Raw genomic sequence first — 19,932 nt, forward strand, 5'->3', positions numbered from 1 at the left:
CATGGATATCGCGATCATCGGCAGCGGCATTTCCGGGCTGACCTGCGCGCACCTGCTGGCGCGCCGCCACGCGGTCACCGTGTTCGAGGCCGCCGACTGGGTCGGCGGCCATACCCACACCGTCGACGTCGACTGGCAGGGCCAGCGCTATGCCGTGGACACCGGTTTCATCGTCTTCAACGACTGGACCTACCCGAACTTCATCCGCCTGCTCGACCAGCTCGGCGTCGCCTCGCGTCCCACCGAAATGAGCTTTTCGGTGCACGACCCGGCCAGCGGCCTGGAATACAACGGCCACAACCTCGACAGCCTGTTCGCCCAGCGCCGCAACCTGCTTTCACCGGGGTTCTGGGGGATGCTGCGAGACATCCTGCGCTTCAACCGCCAGGCGCCAGCAGACCTTGAGCGGCAACGCATCGAGGCCACCACCACGCTTGGCGACTACCTGCGCGCCGAGGGGTACGGGCAGCGTTTCATCGAGCATTACATCGTGCCCATGGGCTCGGCGATCTGGTCGATGTCGCGGGCCGACATGCTGGGTTTTCCGCTGCAATTCTTCGTGCGGTTCTTCGCCAACCACGGCTTGCTCTCGGTCAGCCATCGCCCGCAATGGCGGGTGATCGAAGGTGGCTCGCGCAGCTACCTGGCGCCCCTTTGCCGGCCCTTCGCCGAACGCATTCGCACCCGCTGCCCGGTCAGCCGGGTCGAACGCGACGACGGCGGAGTGACACTGACCAGCCCCGCAGGGCGTGAACGCTTCGACCGCGTGGTCTTCGCCTGTCACAGCGACCAGGCCCTGGCCCTGCTCGACGCCCCAAGCCTCGCCGAACGCGAGGTGCTCGGCGCCATCGGCTACGCCAGCAACGAGGTCGTGCTGCACACCGATACCCGCCTGCTACCTCGCCGCCCCAAGGCCTGGGCCAGCTGGAACTACCGCCTCGGCGGTGCAGCCGATGCAGCGGCCGCCCTGACCTACGACATGAACATCCTCCAGGGCCTGCAAGCGCCGGTGACCTTCTGCGTGAGCCTGAACCAGGGCAGCGCCGTCGACCCGGCCAAGGTGCTGGCACGCTTCGACTATGCCCATCCGCAATACAGCCTGGCCGCCGTCGCCGCCCAGGCCCGCCAGGGCGAACTCCAGGGCCAACGGCACAGCTACTTCTGCGGCGCGTACTGGGCCAACGGTTTCCACGAGGACGGCGTGGTCAGCGCCTTGCGCGTGGCCGAACTGTTCGGAGAGCGGCCATGAACAGCGGCCTGTGCCGGGGTTGGGTCAGCCATCGGCGCTTCAGCCTGCGCGCCCACAGCTTTCGCTACCCTCTGGGAATGCTCTACCTGGACCTCGACGAACAACCGCAACTGCTGACGCTTTCCCCCCTGCTCAAGGCCGCGCGCCTGGCACCGCTGTGCTGGCGCCCGAGCGACTACCTGCCCGCCTGGACCCGCCATGGCCTGGGCCTGAAGGAGGCGGTGCGGGCGGTGCTCGCCGAGGCGCTCGACGACGTGCCGCAAGGCCCTATACACCTGCTGACCCAACCGCGTAGCTGGGGCTTGTCGTTCAACCCGGTGAGTTTCTATTTCTGCCATGCCCATGACGGCCAGTTGGCGGCGATCCTCCTGGAAGTGCGCAACACGCCCTGGCGCGAGCGCTTCCACTACGTGCTGCCGGCGCAGCCCGGCCAACCCGGGACGTTCAGCGTGGCCAAGGCCTTCCATGTCTCGCCGTTCCTGCCAGCAGAAATGCACTACCGCATGCGCTTCGCTGTCGAGGCTGACCACGTGCGCATCCACATGGAAAACCACCGAGACGGGGTAAAGGTATTCGAAGCCGACCTCGCCCTGCGTCGCCAGCCATTGAATGCCGCGGCCCTGCGCCAGCACCTGCTGAGTTTCCCCTGGATGAGCCTGCGCACCCTTGGCGCCATCTACTGGCAGGCCTTGCGCCTGCTGCTCAAGCGCACCCCGATGCATGACCACCACCCCAGCCAGGGCGATGTGCGCCTCGGCCACCACGTTGTAGAGGAGCCCGAGCATGTCCCAACCCACCCTGAGCGTTAGCAAGACCGCTGGCCTTGCACCGCTGCTCGGCAACCTGGCCCGTGCCGCGGTGCTGGCGCAGTTACGCGGCCTGCGCCATGGCCACCTGCGGCTGCTGTGCAAGGGCCAGCAATGGAGCTTTGGCGACAGCGCCAGCGGTTTGCAGGCCGAGGTCGAAGTGCTGGACGCCGCCGCCTGGGGACTGGTGGCCAGCAACGGCTCGATCGGCGCCGGCGAGGCGTACATCCAGGGTTACTGGCGCAGCCCGGACCTGGCGGCGGTGACCCGCCTGTTCGTCGCCAACCTCGAGGTTCTCGACGCCCTCGAAGGCGGCCTGGCGCGCCTGGGTCGCCCGGCCCTGCGCCTGCTGCACCGGCTCAACCGCAACAGTCGGCGCGGTGCGCGGCGCAACATCCTGGCCCACTACGACCTGGGCAACGCACTGTTCGAACGCCTGCTCGACCCGACGCTGATGTACTCGGCGGCGCGCTTCGAAAGCGCCGACCAACCGCTCGAGCAGGCCCAGTTGAACAAGCTCGAAGGCATCTGTCAGCGGCTCGACCTGCAACCGGACGACCACTTGCTGGAGATCGGCAGCGGCTGGGGCAGCCTGGCGATCCATGCCGCCACCCGCTTCGGCTGCCGGGTCACCACCACCACCCTCTCCGAAGCCCAGTACAGCCATACCCTGAACCGGGTGCGCAGCCTGGGCCTGGCCTCGCGCATCCAGGTGCTGCGCCAGGACTACCGCGACCTGCGCGGGCGCTTCGACAAGCTGGTGTCGATCGAGATGATCGAGGCGGTCGGCCACCGCTACCTGCCCACCTACTTCCGCCAATGCGCCACGCTGCTCAAGGACGACGGCCTGATGCTGCTGCAGGCCATCACCATCCGCGACCAGCGCTACGCCCAGGCGCGCCGCTCGGTGGACTTCATCCAGCGCTACATCTTCCCCGGCGGCGCCCTGCCCTCGCTGAGCGTGCTGCTCGACACCGCCAGCCGGCAGACGGCACTGAACCTGGTCTGGATGGAAGACTTCGGCCAGGACTATGCGCGCACGCTCGGGCACTGGCGCGACAACCTGCGCCAGGCCCGCACGGCGCTGCTGGAACTGGGCTACGACGAACGCTTCCAGCGCCTCTGGGAGTTCTACCTGTGCTACTGCCAGGGCGGCTTCGAGGAGCGTGCCATCGGCGTCGCGCAACTGCTCTGGGCGGCGCCGGCGGCACGTCGCGCGCCTTTGCCCGGCCACTGACCGTGCGCCGGGCCTGGCTGCTCGGCAACGCCCTGTGGCTGCAGGTCGGCTGGTGGGGTTGCGTGCTTGGCGCGCGTTACCCGTGGCTGCTGCTGGCAGTGCTGGCGGGCCTGCTGCTGCACCTGTGGCTTAGCCCGCGCCGCGCCGCAGAGCTGGGCGCCGTCTTGCGGGTCGGGTTACTGGGCTGCCTGCTGGATGCCAGTCTCGGCCTGTTCGGGGTGTTCGACTTCGCCCAGCGCCCCTTGCCCGTGTGGCTGGCGTTGCTGTGGCTGGTGCTCGCCAGCGGCTTGCGCCACAGCTTGGCCTGGGCGCGCCAGCCGGCATGGCGTGGCGCCCTGCTGGGACTGTGCGGCGGGCCACCGGCCTATCTCGCCGGAGCGGCCCTGACGGGCGTCGGCCTGCCCTTGGGCACACTGGCCACTTCAGTGTTGCTGGCGCTGCTGTGGGCACTGTGGCTACCGCTATGCCTGCGTTTGGCGGCGGCACGCTGAGAGGCTGAGGCCACTCTTTTGCCATCATCCAAATACCTTTAGAATCCGCCGGCCGCGCCTGCGCGAGCACCCGCCAAATTCTCAAGGAAGTCGACATGCGATACGCAAAAAGCCTGGGCCTGGCCCTGGTATTGACGCTGGGTGGTTGCGCCAGCTTCACCAAGGACGAAGTCGCCCCCGTGACCCTGCCTTCGATGGCCGCCTACGCCAACAAACCGAACATCTACGTGGACTTCGACTTCTATGTGGGCGAGCCAGGCAACGCCTCGGCCAACGAAGTGCCGCAAGCCCGCGAACAGCTCAAGCCGGAACTGCAACGCGTGCTGGCCGCTTCGGGCCTGTTCGGCCGGGTGACGCTGGATGAGTTCGACAAGCAGCCGGGCGACCAGAGCCTGCGCCTGAAGGTCTACAACCACCCGGCAGGTGGTGGTGCGATGATCCTCGGGTTCATCAGTGGTTTCACCTTCGGGGTCATTCCCGCCGTGGGCACCGACCAGTACACCATGAGCTTGGAAAGCCTCGACGAGCACGGCCAGACCCTGGCCAAGAACAGCAACCATGACGCGATCAGCACCTGGATCGGCATCTGGTTCATTCCGCTGATGGGCAACACCCCGAAAGCGGCGGTGACCGACACCTTCGGCCGCCAGGTCAACGCGCTGCTCAAGACCTGGGTCGACAACAACCGGATCAAGTACTCGGCGCTGGACAACCCCCTCCCGCGCGGTTGACGGACAGCCCGCCACCTACAGGGCCGCCCCTGTAGGTGCGGGCTCGCCCCCGGATACCCTCGCCTTACTTCATCGCCTGGATGAACTGCGGGTCGCTGTACAGCGACTTGAGCAGGTCCTGCAGCATCGGGTTGTAGTTGTTGGCCGCCGCCGGAATGGCGATGAAACCAAAGAAGCTGCTGCTCCACTCACGGTCGACGTCCTTGGTGGCGTCGTACAGCACCTGGTCACCCTTGCGCAGGGTAAACCGCGCCGCCAGCTCGCCATGACCATTGGCCACGCCCGAATTCAGCGCGTTCTTCACCAGTTGCACCTGCAACTGCCGCTCGGCGGCCGGCGCGGCGCAGCTCTTCGTTGATCGCCTGCTGCACGTGCAGCGGGATGCTGCCACTGGGCGAAGAGATCGGGTTCATGCGCACGAACAGCGAACCCTGCCCGGCGTCGGCCTGCACCTGCGTATCGCGCAGCGACTGCAAGGGCGCGCTCTGCTTGAGCTGCTGCACGTTCTGGTAGTTCGGCTCGTAACGGGTCATGGTCACACCGCAGCCTTGCAGCAGCAGGGCGAAAACAGGAAGGAGCAGGTAACGCTTGTTCACGGCAGGTCCTTGCGTGAGGGAAAGGGACCGGGATTATGCGGTTATGGCCTATGGCCATCAAGCCGGGAAAACCCGATGCCCAGGGCTCTGCCTCACTGCAGCGGGAGATAAATGTCAGCGCGCCACCGCTCCACCGGCGTTTCCGGGTGCACGTCCAGGTAATGGAAGAGCAACGGCTGGTCGCGCAGCGCCTCGCCACTGCCCGAGCCACTCGCGGTGCAGCGGGTAGACGGAGAAACGTTTGGCGTAGCTGGGGGTGGCAGGCATCGGAGTGAAAGTCCGGTGTAAGGGGGCCTAGCCGGGTTTGCTCGATTCCTGTGGCATGTGCCTGGTATCAGCCTCCCGTACAATAGCAACACCTAGACAAGGAGCCCTCCCCATGGACCTGCTGTTCCTGGGCACATCCGCCGGTATACCGACCAAGACTCGCAACGTCAGCGCCACCGCCGTGATCGAGGCGAGCGGCAGCGGCTGGTACCTGGTCGACTGCGGCGAAGCCACCCAGCATCAGTTGCTGCACACGCCGCTGTCGATCCGCGACCTGCGCGCGATCTTCATCACCCATGTGCACGGCGACCACTGCTTCGGCCTGCCCGGCCTGCTGGCCAGCGCCGGCATGTCCGGGCGCAGCGAGCCACTGGCGCTGGTGCTGCCCAGCGCCCTGCACGACTGGCTGCGCCTGAGCCTGGCGGTGAGCGAGACCTACCTGCCGTTCGAGCTGCACCTGCACAGCGTCGAAACCCTCGACGGCTGGCGCAACGACACGGTGGACGTCAGGACCGTGCGCCTGTCGCACCGCGTGCCCAGCCACGCGTTCGTGTTCACCGAGCGCAACCCCGACCCACGCCTGGACACCCAGCGCCTGCAAGCCGACGGCATCCCCCGCGGCCCGCTGTGGGGCGCGCTGGCACGGGGCGAGCAGGTGGCGCATGCCGGGCACACGCTGTTGCCCCAGGACTACCTGCGACCTACGCGGCCAGCGCGGCGCATCATCGTCTGCGGCGACAACGACCAGCCCGCGTTGCTCGCCGAAGCGGCCCGGGGCGCCGATGTCCTGGTGCACGAGGCGACCTTCACCACGCCGGTGGTCGAACGCACCGGGGTCACCTTCGGCCACAGCACCGCCGCCGAGGTGGCGCGCTTCGCGCAGGACGCAGGCGTCGCCAACCTGGTGCTCACCCACTTCAGCGCGCGCTACCAGGGCGACCCACGGCGCAGCCCGCACATCGACGATGTGCGCAGGGAGGCGCTGGCGCATTACCACGGTGAATTAGTACTGGCGCAGGACCTGCGGCGCTATCACCTGGGGCGTGACGGCCTGTTGGTCGAGGTGGTCTGAACCGACGCCATCGCGGGGCAAGCCCGCTCAGGCTCACCACCGGCTCTAAGTACAGCGCTGTACCTGTGGGAGCGGGTTGGCCGCGCGATAGAGCCCTCGCAACCACCACGTTCAAAAACAAACACTCAAGTCCCAAAAAATCGATATTTTTTCTGTATCGAAAATGTAATATTCGCTTTCGCATACCTACAACAACGCTGGAGCTTCACACCCATGTTCGCCTTCTTCCGCCCTGCCGTGCATCGGGCGCCCCTGTCCGACGATCGCGTAGACAGCACCTACCGCCGCCTGCGCTGGCAAATCTTCGCCGGGATCTTCTTCGGCTACGCCGGCTACTACCTGCTGCGCAAGAACTTCTCGCTGGCCATGCCCTACCTGATCGAGGAAGAGGGCTACACCCGCGGGCAACTGGGCGTGGCCATCTCCGCCATCGCCATCGCCTACGGCCTGTCCAAGTTCCTCATGGGCCTGGTCTCGGACCGCTCCAACCCACGCTACTTCCTGCCCTTCGGCCTGCTGCTGTCGGCGGCGGTGATGTTTGTGTTCGGTTTCGCACATTGGGCCACTTCCAGCGTAACGATCATGTTCGTGCTGCTGTTCATCAACGGCTGGGCCCAGGGCATGGGCTGGCCGCCGAGCGGGCGGACCATGGTGCACTGGTGGTCGCAGAAGGAGCGCGGCGGCGTGGTGTCGGTATGGAACGTGGCGCACAACGTCGGCGGCGGCCTGATCGGCCCGCTGTTCCTGCTGGGCCTGGGCTGGACCAACGACTGGCATGCCGCCTTCTACGTGCCTGCCGCCGTGGCCGTGCTGGTCGCGGTATTCGCCTTCGCCACCATGCGCGACACCCCGCAGTCGGTGGGCCTGCCACCGGTTGAGCAATACAAGAACGACTACCCGGAAGGCTATGACGAAAGCCACGAACAGGAGTTCTCGGCCAAGCAGATCTTCGTGCAGTACGTCCTGCGCAACAAGATGTTGTGGTACATCGCCCTGGCAAACGTTTTCGTCTACCTGCTGCGCTACGGCGTGCTCGACTGGGCACCGACCTACTTGAAGGAAGCCAAGCACTTCACCGTCGACACCACCTCGTGGGCGTACTTCTTCTATGAGTGGGCCGGCATCCCTGGCACCCTGCTGTGCGGCTGGATGTCGGACAAGATCTTCCGCGGCAACCGTGGCCTGACCGGCATCGTGTTCATGGCCCTGGTGACCGTCGCCACCCTGGTGTACTGGCTCAACCCACCGGGCAACCCGACCGTCGACCTGATCGCGCTGTTCTCCATCGGCTTCCTGATCTACGGCCCGGTGATGCTGGTCGGCCTGCAAGCGCTGGAGCTGGCACCGAAGAAAGCGGCCGGCACCGCCGCAGGCTTCACCGGCCTGTTCGGCTACCTGGGTGGCTCGGTGGCCGCCAGCGCCGCCATGGGCTACACCGTCGACCACTTCGGCTGGGACGGTGGCTTCGTGATGCTGGTGGCCGCGTGCGTGCTGGCCATCGCCTTCCTGCTGCCAACCCTGCGCCACACCCAGTCTGCCAGCAGCAGCCGCGAGGCGCTGGCGTGATCCGCTGATACGGCGATAACCGCGAAAACAACAAGGCCGGTGACAGTAATTGTCACCGGCCTTGTTGTTTTCGACGCCGGGAAAGTTGCCGGCGAATAACGGAGCGTTTTCAGAGATAGCTGTTAGCCCTCTATCAGGCATAAAAAAGCCGCCTGAATACAGGCGGCAAAAAACCAAAGGGCGATAAAGTGGAGTGCACCCAGGCGACCGCTCAAGGCTGAGGGTCCTGGCTGCACGAAAACTTTATCGGGGCCGATTCTAGCCCCCTCGACGGCCAATGTTTCAATCAAAAACCGTGATTTCGATTATCAACGAAACACAATGGCACGCGCGGCGCGGCATTTGTTACTAAGTGGGCCTGTATCGATAGCGGATACACCCTTCCAAGAACAACAGCCTTCACATTGAGACCTGCCCAACAATTCCAATCAAGGGGTATGACATGTCGCCATTCCGACTTTCCATGCTGAGCGCGGCGCTGTTCTGCGCGCCATTGCAGGCCGCGTTCGCCGAAGCCGTGTCGAGCCAGTCCGAGGCCAAGGGCTTCTTCGAAGGCAGCGAGCTGAACGCCCGCCTGCGCAACTACTACTTCAACCGTGATGGCAAGTCGCAAGGCCCGGACCGCCGCGACTGGACCCAAGGTTTCATCCTCAACTACAGCTCCGGCTTCACCCAGGGCACCGTGGGCTTCGGCGTCGAGGCGTTCGGCCACCTGGCGGTCAAGCTCGACGGCGGCAAGGGCACCTCCGGCACCGGCAACCTGCCCGTCAGGAACAACGGCTCGCCGGAAGACGACTACGGCCGCGCCGGGGGCGCCCTGAAGCTGCGCATCTCCAAGACCGAACTGCGCTGGGGCGACCTGCAACCCACCGCACCGGTGTTCGCCGCCGGCGGCACGCGCCTGCTGCCGCAAACCGCCACCGGCTTCAACCTGCTCAGCAGCGAGATCAAGGACCTGGACCTGGAAGCCGGCCACTTCACCGGCGGCAACGGGCCGGTCACCACCAACGGCGACCACGGCCTGTGGGCCTCCTATGCCAACATCGAGGCCGACAGCATCGACTTCGTCGGTGGCAAGTACGCGGTCAGCGATGCCCTGTCGGTGTCGCTGTACGGCTCCAAGCTGCAGGACATCTGGCGGCAGTACTACGGCAACGCCAACTACACCCTGCCGCTGGCCGACGACCAGTCGCTGAACTTCGACTTCAACCTCTACCGCACCCACGACGACGGCCGCGCCGAGGCCGGCTCGATCAGCAACACCACCTGGTCGTTCTCCACCGCCTACAGCTTCCTCTCGGCGCACACCCTCACCCTGGCTTACCAGAAGGTCCACGGCGACACGCCCTTCGACTACGTCGCCTTCGGCGTCAACGGCCCCGGCGACACCGGCGACTCGATCTTCCTCGCCAACTCCATCCAGTATTCGGACTTCAACGGGCCCGAAGAGAAATCATGGCAGGTGCGCTACGACCTGGACATGAGCACCTTCGGCGTGTCGGGGCTGAGTTTCATGGCGCGTTACGTCAACGGCCACGGCATCGACGGCAGCAAGATGGCCGACAACAGCAAGTACCTGGGCTATGGCTACGGCGAAGACGGCAAGCACCACGAGACCAACCTGGAGGTCAAGTACGTGGTGCAGTCCGGCCCGGCCAAGGACCTCTCGGTGCGCCTGCGCGAGGCGATCCACCGGGGCAATGCCGACCAGGCCGAGGGCGATGTGAACGAGTTCCGGGTGATCGTCGACTACCCGCTGTCGATCCTCTGACCGCTGCGTCGGCGCCGGCCTCATCGCCCTAGAAACACATACCGCGCGCTGTACGGTTCAACGTGCAGCGCGCCCTCCTGCGTACAGCCACCGGCAAACTTGCCACCCTGGGTATCGAGGCGCTGCACCTCGTCCACCGAGGCCAGCACGCCCTGCCCCTGATGACTGTCCACGTCCAGCTGCAACAACGCGATATCCCGCTCACCGACGCCGGGCGCCTGGGCCACCACCTTGCCGGTCACCCGGCTGCCATCGACCATCTCCCAGGACGGCCCGACGAAGTGGTGCCCAACGGTCTTGCCGGCAGCGGTGAGGGTCGCCAAGGGTTCGCGGAACATCCATTTCAACTGCCCGGTTTCATCGGCGCGGCAGTCGTAGATCTGCACCCCGACCGCCTGCACGGTAAGGATCTCGGCCTTGCCGGGCGCGACGGTGAAGCTGGCCGGTGCCGCGCCGGCGAGCAGCGGCACGGCCAGGGCGCAGACGCCGAGGAAGGCGCGGCGGCGTTGCGGGGTGGTGCGTGAGGTCGGGTGCATGGTGGTTTGCCTGTAGACGATGGAGACCTGTACACAACAAGCCAGCCCGCCCGTTTATTCCCGCTGTGCCCCGCGATAGGGCCCGCAAGGCCAACGAAAAACCCGCGCGCCCATGACGAAAACACCCACCCCGCCCCTTTTATTCCATGACTTCATTCAATCCATCTCATTGAAATACATAGAAAAAAATGACGTTCCCAAACCCCCGCGAATCGGTAGCCTGCGCTCATTCCCAGCATCCCCCTCCGCCCCCCCCGATGGCCGAACCGTGAACAGAACCGCGCTCCTCACCCTCCTGGCTGGCCTGCTGCACCTCCCGCCACTGCTCGCCGCCCCCGCCAACCTCGGGGTGATCACCGTGGCGGAAAAACCCGTGCAATTGATCCGCGCCACCACCCTGTACGAAGCCAGCGCCGGCACTGGCCTGAAGAGCACCGACTACCTCGAGACCGGCAGCGCGGGCCTGCTCATCGACCAACTCGCCGGCACCCGCGTCGCCCTCGGCCCCAACACTCGCCTGTACCTTGAACAGGCCGGCAACACCACCCACCTCGGTCTTCTGCAAGGCTGGCTGAAACTGCAACCGCTACCCGGCGTGCCCCAGGGCAACCTGCGCGTCACCACCACCAACCTGGCCCTCGACGCCAGCAAGGCCGCCAGCGTCATCCACGCCGCCGCCAGCGGCACCGAGGTGTTCGTCGAAGACGGCACGGTCAGCTTGCGTGACCCGCGCCAACCCGCGCGCGACGCCGCCAAACAAGTACTGCGCCGCGAGGAATATGCCCAGGCCAAGGGCCAAGGCCCGCAGGGCAGCCCAGGCCGCCCCAGTGGCGAATTCATCGGCGCGATGCCACCGGCGTTCTTCGACCCGTTGCCCAGCGTGGCCCGCCGCAAGGCCGCCAGCGACCCGCTGAACAAGCTGCGCGAAGTCACCTTCGCCGACGCCAGCCCCCTGCTGCTCGGCCCGCTGAAACCCAACGGCGCCTCGCTGGCCACGCGCTTCTCGCCGCGCCTGGCCGACCCCGCCTTCCGCCAGGCCGTGGTGCAGCGCTTCGGCGGCACATTGGATTGGGAAACCGCGCTGTACCGTTTCGAACGCAAGAACGCCGCGCACTGACGCCACCCAGGAGCCCTCATGAAACTGACACTGGCGGTACGCTTCAACCTGGTGTTCCTGGCCGTCTTCATCGTCGGCTTCATCGCCAGCAGCCTGTTCGCCCACTACCTGCTGCAAAAGAGCGCGCGCGAAGAGTCGCTGGACAAGGCGCGGATGCTCATGGGCGCGGCCAGCGCCAGCAGCACCTACACCGCCGAGCAGATCGTGCCGCTGCTGGAGAACCGCCTGAAGTTCGAGTTCCTGCCGCAGTCGATCCCCTCCTTCGCCGCCACCGAGCAGCTCCAGCAACTGCTCAAGGCCTACCCCGACTTCCTCTACAAGGAAGCCACCCTCAACCCCACCAACCCGCGCAACAAGGCCACCGGCTGGGAAACCGAGGTGGTCGAGCAACTGCGCGGCAAGCCCGACACCCAGGAGCTGATCGGCGAGCGCGCCGACGGCAACGGCCCGGCGCTGTTCGTCGCCCAGCCGATCCAGATCACCGACCCGGCCTGCCTGGCCTGCCACACCACGCCGGAGACCGCGCCGAAAACCGTGGTCGACCGCTACGGCCCGCACAACGGCTTCGGCTGGAAGCTCAACGAAATCATCGGCGCGCGCCTGGTCTCGGTGCCGCTGGCGGTGCCGCTGCAACGCGCCAGCGAGCTGCTGCACACCTTCATGCTGTCGCTGCTGGGGGTGTTCGTGTTCCTGTTCTGCGCACTGAACGTCATGGTCCACCTGTTCGTCATCCGCCGCCTGCGGGCGATGTCGGCGCTGGCCGACCGGGTCAGCCTGGGCGAGGACGACGTGCCGGAGATGGATGTCAGCGGCCACGACGAACTGGCGCGCATGGGCCAGTCGTTCGTGCGCATGCGCACCAGCCTGGTCAGCGCCATGAAGATGCTCGAAGAATAACCAGGAGCCCACCATGCTCGAACGACTGGGCAAGTACCGCATCGACAGCGTGCTCGGCAAAGGCGCCATGGGCACCGTGTACAAGGCCTTCGACCCGCACATCGCGCGGGTGGTGGCGCTCAAGACCATCCGCCGCGAGCTGCTCGGCGACGGCCAGCAACAGCAGTTGCTCAGCCGCTTCCAGAACGAAGCCCAGGCCGCCGGGCGCCTGAGCCACCCGAACATCGTCGCGGTGTACGACTACGGCGAAGACGACGGCGCCGCCTACATCGCCATGGAGTTCGTCGACGGCATCGCCCTCAACACCCGCCTGCAAAACCAGGAGCCACGCCAGCTGGCCCAGGTGCTGGGCTGGATGCGCCAACTGCTCGGCGCCCTGCACTACGCCCATGCCAAGGGCGTGGTGCACCGCGACGTGAAGCCGGCCAACCTGCTCATCACCAGCGATGACCAGGTCAAGGTCACCGACTTCGGCATCGCGCGCATCGACACCTCGGTGCTGACCCAGACCGGCTCGATGATCGGCACGCCCAGCTACATGTCGCCCGAGCAGTTCTGCGGCGAGCTGGTGGATGGCCGCTCCGACGTGTTCTCGGCGGGCATCGTGCTGTACCAGTTGCTCACCGGCGAGCGGCCGTTCTCGGGTTCGGCGACCATGGTGATGCAGCAGATCCTCAACCAGACCCCGGTGCCGCCGTCGAGCCTGAACCCAACGCTCGATCCGCAGTTCGACGCGTTGATCCGCCAGGCCCTGGCCAAGCGCCCGGACGAACGTTTCGCCAGCGCGCAGGACTTCCTCGAAGCGCTCGAAGCGCTGTCCGGCCCGCAGACGCTGGGCAGCGTGGAACTGGACGACGACCGCACCCGGCTGCTGATGCCCGCCTCGTTCAGCCACGCCAGCCTGGGCAGCGCGCCGACCGCCGGCAGCGACGCGGCGGACACCCTGATACCGTGGAAACGCCAGGTCCGCCCGCAGCTCGAATCGCTGCTGTCGCAACAGATCGGCCCCCTGGCGCGCCTGCTGGTCAAACGCAGCCTGGCCGGCGCCGACGATTTCGCCAGCCTGCGCAGCGCCCTGTTGCCGCACATCCCGTCCGAGCGTGGCCGCGAGCAGTTCGTCGCCGCCACCGAAGCGCTGCTGGCCTCGAGCGAAGCCCCGCCCACCGACCACAGCCCGCCCAGCCAGACGCCGATGCCAGCGGAGCTGGACGCAGCGTTCGTGCAAGCCAGCGAGACGCGCCTGACCTACCTGATCGGCCCGATCGCGCGCATCGTCCTGCGCCGCGCCCTGCCCCACGCCAGTACCCGCCAGGCCCTGTTACACGCCCTGGCCGAGCACATCCCCGACCCCGCCCAGCGCATCGCCTTTCTCGAGGAGCAGCCATGAGCGCGCCGGAAAACCACAAGGCCACCGCGCCCAGCGCGCTACGCGGCGGTATCGCCTTCGGCCACAGCGACACCGGCCCGGTGCGCCGTCACAACGAAGACCACTTCCTGATCGACTCACGCTTGGAGCTGCTAGCCGTCGCCGACGGCATGGGCGGCCACGAAGCCGGCGCCCTGGCCAGCGCGCTGGCCTTGGAAGCCCTGCGCGACTGCCTGGCCGGGCAGATGGCACAGGTAGCCCACGCCAGCAGCGACCCGGACGCCACCTGCCAGGTGCCCTCGATGCAGGCCCTGGGCGTGCTGCACGAGGCGCTGGAGGCGGCCAACGCCCGCTTGTACGCGCACAACCACGCCCGCCAGCTCAGTGAAGGCCGCGGCATGGGCACCACCCTGACCGGCCTCTGGCGCCCCCAGGCCGGCGGGCCGCTGCTGGCCTTCCACGTGGGCGACAGTCGCCTGTATCGATATCGCGGCGGTGAGCTGGAGCAGTTGAGCCGGGATCAGACCTGGTACCAGCAGGCGCTGGATGCCGGGCATTTCGACCGGCTGCCGGCGCGCAACGTGCTGTTGCAGGCGATCGGGCCGGCGCCGCGGGTGGAACCGCAGGTGTGGGTGCAGGGGGTGCAGGCGGGGGATTTGCTGATGTTGTGCAGTGATGGGGTTCATGGGTGTGTGCCGCATCATGAGCTGGCGCGGGTGCTGGGAGGTGCCGGGCGGGACGGTTTGGAGGTCAGCAGTCAGCGGTTGATTCGGTTGGCGGCGGAGTATGGGGGGCGGGATAACGCTACGGTGGTGTTGGTGAAGTATGAGTGAGGGGGCTGGACGGACAGAATTACTGGGTTTCAATAATAGTGCCTTCACTGCCGGTCGCAGAGTGACCGAAAGGTGATCTACACCACCAATGCCATCGAGAGCATCAACGCCCAGTTGCGCAAGATCATCAAGACGCGTGGCCACTTTCCGAACGATGATGCGGCGACCAAACTGATCTGGCTGGGACTGCGCAACATCACAGCGAATTGGGGCTCAGCGGCGCATGATTGGAAAAGTGCGATGAATCAATTTGCGATTTTGTACGGAGATCGATTCATCAGGCCGACCTGGTGAAATCAGGGCCTGCCTAGCGGCAGGCCGTTACCGGCCCGCACACAAAAAATCTGACAGTCCCCTGTAGAAGCTTGGCTATTCAGCTAACCCAGAATTCGCGTAGAAGCGCGAAATCCTGGTCATTTTCTAACCAGTCGGATCGGGCCGAAGGTTTTCACACAGCCTGGACCCTAAGCTGCCTCTCGCGGAGGGCAACTGTCGGCCAATTGCAGCCTGTCGCACACACTCGAAATTTTCGTCTAAGAGTCCCTGTGCTCAATCAACAAGCTTTTTTAGGCTTCCCAAAATCCCACTATGGATTAGGTGCATTGCTGTGCCGTAGCGCGGTATATGGGCTAGCCTGTTTTTCATGCTTTCTGAATACGTCATAGAATGAAGGACTTGCCGTTATGACCAAGAAATTGGCTTCCAAAATCGCGGTTATCACCGGAGCGGCTCAAGGGATTGGCGCCTCAATTGCGCGACTCTTCGTGCAAGAAGGCTGCTTCGTTTACGTCACGGATATAAACGATGAACTCGGTGAAACTGTTGCAAGCTCGCTGGGCGATCGTGCCCGTTATCTGAGTCTGGATGTGCGGCGTGAAGAGGATTGGCAACGAGCAGTGACACAGATTTTGAACGACTGCGGCAGCTTGAACGTCTTGGTGAATAACGCGGGTATTACTGGATTTGAAAAAGGCGCTGTGCAGCATGATCCTGAGCATGCACGCCTTGAAGACTGGCGCGCTGTGCATCAAACCAATCTCGACGGCGTATTCCTGGGCTGCAAGTACGCCATTCGCTCCATGCGTCAGTCGGGGGCGGGTTCAATAATCAACATCTCTTCTCGCTCCGGCCTGGTTGGCATTCCAGGCGCAGCAGCGTACGCGTCGTCCAAAGCAGCAGTACGCAATCACACTAAAACGGTGGCACTTTACTGCGCAGAGCAAAGGCTGAATGTTCGATGCAACTCGATTCATCCCGCGGCCATTCTCACCCCTATGTGGGAACCAATGCTGGGTAGCGATGCAGGCCGCGATGAGCGAATGGCTGCGCTAGTTCGAGACACTCCACTCAGACGCTTTGGAATGCCTGAAGAAGTGGCTGCTGTGGCCTTGTTGCTCGCTTCGGATGACGCAACCTACATTACGGGCAGTGAGTTCAACATTGATGGTGGTCTATTGGCAGGGTCGGCTGTGACTCCAACAGTCGAGGAGGACAGTGGAAACTAGGTCACTAAAATTTCGGGTGCGAAGGGCTGCTTCTGGCCGATAGCCGTCGTTCGCGCTGCGCTACCGCGACCTGCGTGAAGTCCTTGACCCTCCATGATCCAGCGGATCACTGATCATTCAGTCTCGGTCAGCTGATACAACAAGCCTTCGCAGCCACCGGTATGGGCTTGCGGACCGCGCTGGACAGGACCAGCGACGTCGTGACCGACCCATGAACCGCGAGTGCGTCCACCACTTTCTCCAGATCGGCGGGCTGAGCGAGTGCGCAACGGACGATGAAACAGTCATCGCCGGTAATTCGGTCTGCTTCCAGGACCTGGGGCATTTCGGCAAACAATTCAAGGTAGCGTTTGATGTATTGGTGGGTAGTGCGGATACGCAAGATTGCCTGCAACCCCAGCCCTAGCTTGGGCAGATTCACTCGGGCGCCGTAGCCCTCGATCACGCCGCTCGCTTCAAGTTTTTGCACCCGCTCGCTCATTGCCGGTTGTGAGAGCCCGATACGCTTGCCCAGCGAGGCTAAACTCTGTCGGGCATTGCGTTGCAGCGCTTCCAGAATCTGTAGGTCCTTGCCATCCAGCGTCATGATCCTCTCCCTGATATGCCGATGACTCATCGGTTTAGTCACCATTGTTCCGATGTTTTGCCATGCCTGTCGAATGGTTCATTGGCTACATTGCTATGCCAACCACCATAAAGGAATAGTGAATGAAATCTCCGATATTGCTCCTGCCTGGCATCGGCAACTCAGGCCCTGAACACTGGCAAACGTTATGGGAAAACGAAGGTGCAGAAGTTCAGCGCATTGACGCGCAAGACTGGGAGAGCCCAGATTGCAGCCAGTGGGTGAAGAATCTGGAGCGTTCGGTCAATATCGCAGGGCCCGACATTGTGCTGGTCGCCCATAGCCTGGGTTGTTTGCAAGTCGCGCACTGGGCCGCCGCTAGCCATTCGGCTATTCGCGGAGCCTTACTCGTGGCTGTGCCGGACCCGGATCGACTCTCCTTTCCGAAGGCAGCAGTGGGGTTCGGTTCACCGACCTTGAGGCGCTTCAGTTTTCCCAGCATTGTTGTCGCTAGCTCAAACGACCCTTATGCGGATACCGAATACAGCGAGCGATGTGCGCAGGCCTGGGGGAGTTCGCTGGTCAATATCGGTGCCTGTGGGCACATCAATGCTCAAAGCGGCCTTGGCGATTGGCAGAGGGGCAGAGCGTTGCTGGAGGTCTTCCTGCCTGCGTCTGCGGTCTGATATTCCTTGCTTCTCTGCGATGGGGGCTCCGGTTGGGTCGAATGAAATTCTGGGTGGTTCGGGGCAGTCTGTCGGTACGCTGAATGTTAGTCACAATCCGGTGCCGCTCCCTTGGGCTCGCAGGCAGTAAAAACAGGCAAGTAGCACTCAGTCGATCAACCTGCTGAGTATTTGGTGCCCGTCACCCGTAACCTTGACCATCGCCGAAAGCATCACGCTATCTGCGCCGTCCTGGGTGAGCACTGTCCAGAATTTCGGCGGCTGGAATTTCGTTCCGAAAGTGCCGGATTTTGCCACCACATAGACGTTCAGCACCTGCCCGGATTTCATCAGGGTTTCATCATCGATGATGCCCTTGTAACCGAGCACCTGAGGTTTCTGAATCCGCCTCTGGCCCATGGAGTAGCCCACCAGTTCATGCACGGCGACCACCTGGTTGGCATCAAGCACCTGTTGAATGGCATTGCCCACATTCGATAGCCGCTCACCAGAGCGAATCTGGTCAATACCACTTTGCAGCGCGTGGCGAGCCGTCGCCAATAACTGCCTCTGCTGTTCGGTGGCGTTGGGGGTGGCGAATGTCCAGGCTTGGGCGACATGGGCTTGAGTCGATGCGGCGACCAACTCCACTTTGACAAGTGCTGAATCCGGAAAAGGAGTGCCAGTGGGCAATGCGTTACCCACTTGATCGTTAACCGAAACCGGCACTGCCTCCGGGTAGCCGTTGTAGCCCACCGCCATTGGCCGCCAGCCGTACTGCGAAAACTGTTTCAGCAGATAATCCTGGATCGCAATACCATTGCTGCCTTGGCGGATCATCGGTTTGACCCTTAGCAGCATGTCACTGGCCAAGGGGGCGAGCCGCATCTCCTCGGCCAAAATTTTCTCGCTATCCAGTTGAGCAATCCTGGCCCCAAGGTCTCTATTACCGGCTGCGTAGTGGTCGTATTGCGATTCTGCGGCGAAAGCACTCGTACAACAGAGCAACGACAGTATTCCTATCCTTTTCAACAAATAGCTCCTCGGACGCGAATCATAGGCATCAGTGCTTGGGCAGCAGGAACAGGGACCCAACAATATCAAAAACTGGAACATCAACATGACGTTTGGGTCTGGAGGTACGGCGTCACTGTGTCTTCCAGAATGGAGATCAGGTCAGGATCCATGTAGCGGTAATCGTCGGGTATGTCCAGGACGTACAGCCGCTTGTGTTCAAGTAGACGTGAATACCCCGCCTCGAGTCGTTGCTGGTGCTTACGCTCCATGACGAATATGACGTCAGCCCAGCGTATATCTGTCTGGCTGACCGTCCGGCGTGCATTCGGGCTGGTGCCTGCCGAGCGGGCTTCGAAGCCCGCTCGGCGCCGCCACAGACTTTCCGCAGTGGGGCTGCGCCATTGATTACGGCTGCAAATGAACAGAAGGTTGATCATTCTTGATCCAGTAATTGGCGGATGGTGCGAGCGGGATAGCATAGTCCGAGCTGGCGTGCCCTCTTTAACTTTTCTGCGCGGCTGTATAGCAGCTTCCAGTTCTTTTCCGGCTTGAACACAGGGGGTTGTGTGGCCTGATGCTTGCCGTGTTTACGGGCCTGCTGGCGTCTCCAGGCTCGGGTTCTTAGCATGATAGTTTCCTCGTGAGTACCGGGATCAGCAGCCGCGGTAGTACGAGTTCTAAACAGGATAAGGGGGGATGGGGAGCATTGCGAGGCCTGTCTGTGTCGGTAGGCCGCATTCGACCCATTGCAGTCACTTGACGTGGCATGTGTGCCGCGCTGGTTCCTCGTTAGGAAGCACTGAACATAGCGCTGATTTCTGGATGGTCGCTTTCCAGCAGATATCGCTGATGCTTTTCGTAGAGGGCAAACAACAGCTCTCTGTTCGAGCCGACTACATCCATACCCCTATCATCGTACGGAAACGCAAGAATTTTGTTGTTTAGGTTGAACAGATATACGTCGCAGCCAGGATTGGGTTGAATCACTCGAAAATCCTTTGCCAATGCGCACCACAACAACGTTTCAAGCAGCGATACAGGCACCTCAAATGTAAGCGATCCATGAACCCCACCTACCGCAAGGTGAGACCATCGTTTACCGTGGCATTTCCGGTGAACAGTTCCAGGGCAACAGAGCTTCATATTCTGCCACCGACTGCGCACCGGGCAGCCGCTCCAGTACGTGGCGCAGCCACGTATAGGGCTCTTGGCCGTTGATCTTGGCGGTCTCGACCAAACTGTAGAGCTGCGCGCTGGCCGCGGCACCCTTGGGCGTGTCGCTGAACAGCCAGGCTTTGCGGCCGATCACAAATGGCTTTATGGCGCGCTCTGCCGGGTTGTTGTCGATCGGCAAATACCCAGCCTCCACATAACGCTCCAGCCGACTCCAATTGCTCGCCAGGTAATTCACAGCCTTGCCGAGCACACTTTGCGGCGTCACATGAGGCTGAGTTTTATCCAACCAACTTTTCAATTGCCTCAAGATCGGCAGGCTCTTCTCCTGCCGGCCAGTCAATCGCTGCTCATCACAGGCGTCCTTCAGTTCACGCTCGACGCCATACAGCTTATTGATCAATGCCAGCGCCATATCTGCTCGCCCGGCTTTGCCCTTGGGCTGCACCTTCTGAGCTTCAACAAACTTGCG

The 19,932-nt window shown here is 63.5% G+C and carries 19 protein-coding genes and 3 pseudogenes; 15 read left to right on the plus strand and 7 right to left on the minus strand.

What is annotated here, in order from left to right; translation table 11 throughout:
- Position 1 precedes the first annotated feature (1 nt).
- The 5 genes from P0Y43_RS16895 to P0Y43_RS16915 all read left to right on the plus strand — a co-directional run bounded on the left by P0Y43_RS16895 (position 2) and on the right by P0Y43_RS16915 (position 4,514).
- Entirely contained in the window at positions 2–1,249 is a 1,248-nt protein-coding gene (locus P0Y43_RS16895; protein WP_275638414.1) for an NAD(P)/FAD-dependent oxidoreductase, read from the plus strand.
- Entirely contained in the window at positions 1,246–2,058 is an 813-nt protein-coding gene (locus P0Y43_RS16900; RefSeq protein WP_275638415.1) for a DUF1365 domain-containing protein, read from the plus strand. Before P0Y43_RS16895 ends, P0Y43_RS16900 begins: the two co-directional genes overlap by 4 nt.
- The gene (locus P0Y43_RS16905; RefSeq protein WP_275638416.1) at positions 2,033–3,292 is read left to right on the plus strand and encodes an SAM-dependent methyltransferase; all 1,260 of its coding nucleotides are present in this window, start codon (positions 2,033–2,035) and stop codon (positions 3,290–3,292) included. Before P0Y43_RS16900 ends, P0Y43_RS16905 begins: the two co-directional genes overlap by 26 nt.
- Before the next feature lie 2 nt (positions 3,293–3,294).
- Positions 3,295–3,783 carry a DUF2878 domain-containing protein gene (locus P0Y43_RS16910; protein WP_275638417.1) on the plus strand — a complete coding sequence of 163 codons (489 nt, stop codon included), beginning with the start codon at positions 3,295–3,297 and terminating at the stop codon, positions 3,781–3,783.
- Between the two features lie 95 nt (positions 3,784–3,878).
- Complete coding sequence (locus tag P0Y43_RS16915) at positions 3,879–4,514, plus strand: hypothetical protein (protein ID WP_275638418.1); 636 nt, start codon at positions 3,879–3,881, stop codon at positions 4,512–4,514.
- Between the two features lie 64 nt (positions 4,515–4,578).
- Here P0Y43_RS16915 and P0Y43_RS16920 read toward each other — a convergent pair.
- Positions 4,579–5,110, minus strand: a pseudogene (locus tag P0Y43_RS16920) (hypothetical protein).
- 379 nt (positions 5,111–5,489) lie between these two features.
- Between P0Y43_RS16920 and P0Y43_RS16930 the strand changes: the two are divergent.
- The 3 genes and pseudogenes from P0Y43_RS16930 to P0Y43_RS16940 all read left to right on the plus strand — a co-directional run bounded on the left by P0Y43_RS16930 (position 5,490) and on the right by P0Y43_RS16940 (position 9,786).
- Positions 5,490–6,449: a ribonuclease Z gene (locus tag P0Y43_RS16930; RefSeq protein WP_275638419.1), complete on the plus strand. Its 960-nt coding sequence runs from the start codon at positions 5,490–5,492 to the stop codon at positions 6,447–6,449.
- 213 nt (positions 6,450–6,662) lie between these two features.
- Positions 6,663–8,023, plus strand: a pseudogene (glpT, locus tag P0Y43_RS16935) (glycerol-3-phosphate transporter).
- Positions 8,024–8,457: 434 nt separating this feature from the next.
- Positions 8,458–9,786 (plus strand): OprD family porin, encoded by a 1,329-nt coding sequence (locus P0Y43_RS16940; RefSeq protein ID WP_275638421.1) that lies wholly within the window; start codon positions 8,458–8,460, stop codon positions 9,784–9,786.
- Positions 9,787–9,806: 20 nt separating this feature from the next.
- On the opposite strand, the gene P0Y43_RS16945 is transcribed toward P0Y43_RS16940, so the two are convergent.
- Entirely contained in the window at positions 9,807–10,322 is a 516-nt protein-coding gene (locus P0Y43_RS16945) for a DUF3455 domain-containing protein (RefSeq protein ID WP_275638422.1), read from the minus strand.
- Positions 10,323–10,590: 268 nt separating this feature from the next.
- On the opposite strand from P0Y43_RS16945, the gene P0Y43_RS16950 reads away from it, so the two are divergent.
- From P0Y43_RS16950 to P0Y43_RS16975, 6 genes and pseudogenes are all read left to right on the plus strand, one after another.
- On the plus strand, positions 10,591–11,439 hold the full coding sequence (locus tag P0Y43_RS16950) for a hypothetical protein (protein WP_275638423.1): 849 nt from the start codon (positions 10,591–10,593) through the stop codon (positions 11,437–11,439).
- Positions 11,440–11,457: 18 nt separating this feature from the next.
- Entirely contained in the window at positions 11,458–12,336 is an 879-nt protein-coding gene (locus tag P0Y43_RS16955) for a c-type heme family protein (RefSeq protein ID WP_275638424.1), read from the plus strand.
- Between the two features lie 13 nt (positions 12,337–12,349).
- The gene (locus P0Y43_RS16960; RefSeq protein WP_275638425.1) at positions 12,350–13,723 is read left to right on the plus strand and encodes a serine/threonine-protein kinase; all 1,374 of its coding nucleotides are present in this window, start codon (positions 12,350–12,352) and stop codon (positions 13,721–13,723) included.
- Positions 13,720–14,535 carry a PP2C family protein-serine/threonine phosphatase gene (locus P0Y43_RS16965; RefSeq protein WP_275638426.1) on the plus strand — a complete coding sequence of 272 codons (816 nt, stop codon included), beginning with the start codon at positions 13,720–13,722 and terminating at the stop codon, positions 14,533–14,535. The genes P0Y43_RS16960 and P0Y43_RS16965 overlap by 4 nt, the downstream gene beginning before the upstream one ends.
- 66 nt (positions 14,536–14,601) lie before the next feature.
- A pseudogene (locus P0Y43_RS16970) lies at positions 14,602–14,829 on the plus strand (transposase); the annotation flags it as partial.
- A 389-nt stretch (positions 14,830–15,218) separates the two neighbouring features.
- Entirely contained in the window at positions 15,219–16,040 is an 822-nt protein-coding gene (locus P0Y43_RS16975; protein WP_275638427.1) for a glucose 1-dehydrogenase, read from the plus strand.
- Positions 16,041–16,167: 127 nt separating this feature from the next.
- Here the strand turns inward: P0Y43_RS16975 and P0Y43_RS16980 are convergent, their stop codons facing one another.
- A complete protein-coding gene (locus P0Y43_RS16980; protein ID WP_275638428.1) occupies positions 16,168–16,626 on the minus strand; it encodes an Lrp/AsnC family transcriptional regulator in 459 nt (152 codons plus the stop codon).
- Positions 16,627–16,748: 122 nt separating this feature from the next.
- On the opposite strand from P0Y43_RS16980, the gene P0Y43_RS16985 reads away from it, so the two are divergent.
- Positions 16,749–17,291 (plus strand): RBBP9/YdeN family alpha/beta hydrolase, encoded by a 543-nt coding sequence (locus tag P0Y43_RS16985; protein ID WP_275638429.1) that lies wholly within the window; start codon positions 16,749–16,751, stop codon positions 17,289–17,291.
- Positions 17,292–17,438: 147 nt separating this feature from the next.
- Here P0Y43_RS16985 and P0Y43_RS16990 read toward each other — a convergent pair whose 3' ends face one another.
- The 4 genes from P0Y43_RS16990 to P0Y43_RS17010 all read right to left on the minus strand — a co-directional run.
- Positions 17,439–18,302, minus strand: a complete 864-nt coding sequence (locus tag P0Y43_RS16990) for a M24 family metallopeptidase (protein WP_275638430.1) — start codon at positions 18,300–18,302, stop codon at positions 17,439–17,441.
- A gap of 83 nt (positions 18,303–18,385) precedes the next feature.
- On the minus strand, positions 18,386–18,724 hold the full coding sequence (locus P0Y43_RS16995) for a low molecular weight protein tyrosine phosphatase family protein (RefSeq protein WP_275638431.1): 339 nt from the start codon (positions 18,722–18,724) through the stop codon (positions 18,386–18,388).
- A gap of 352 nt (positions 18,725–19,076) precedes the next feature.
- Positions 19,077–19,430 (minus strand): DUF3885 domain-containing protein, encoded by a 354-nt coding sequence (locus P0Y43_RS17005; protein ID WP_275638433.1) that lies wholly within the window; start codon positions 19,428–19,430, stop codon positions 19,077–19,079.
- The coding region (locus P0Y43_RS17010; protein WP_275635816.1) for an IS66 family transposase at positions 19,384–19,932 on the minus strand (549 nt) is incomplete at its 5' end. The genes P0Y43_RS17010 and P0Y43_RS17005, both read right to left, overlap by 47 nt.

It is taken from the genome of Pseudomonas entomophila (genome assembly GCF_029193575.1).
GTDB classification, from domain to species: Bacteria; Pseudomonadota; Gammaproteobacteria; order Pseudomonadales; family Pseudomonadaceae; genus Aquipseudomonas; species Aquipseudomonas entomophila_G.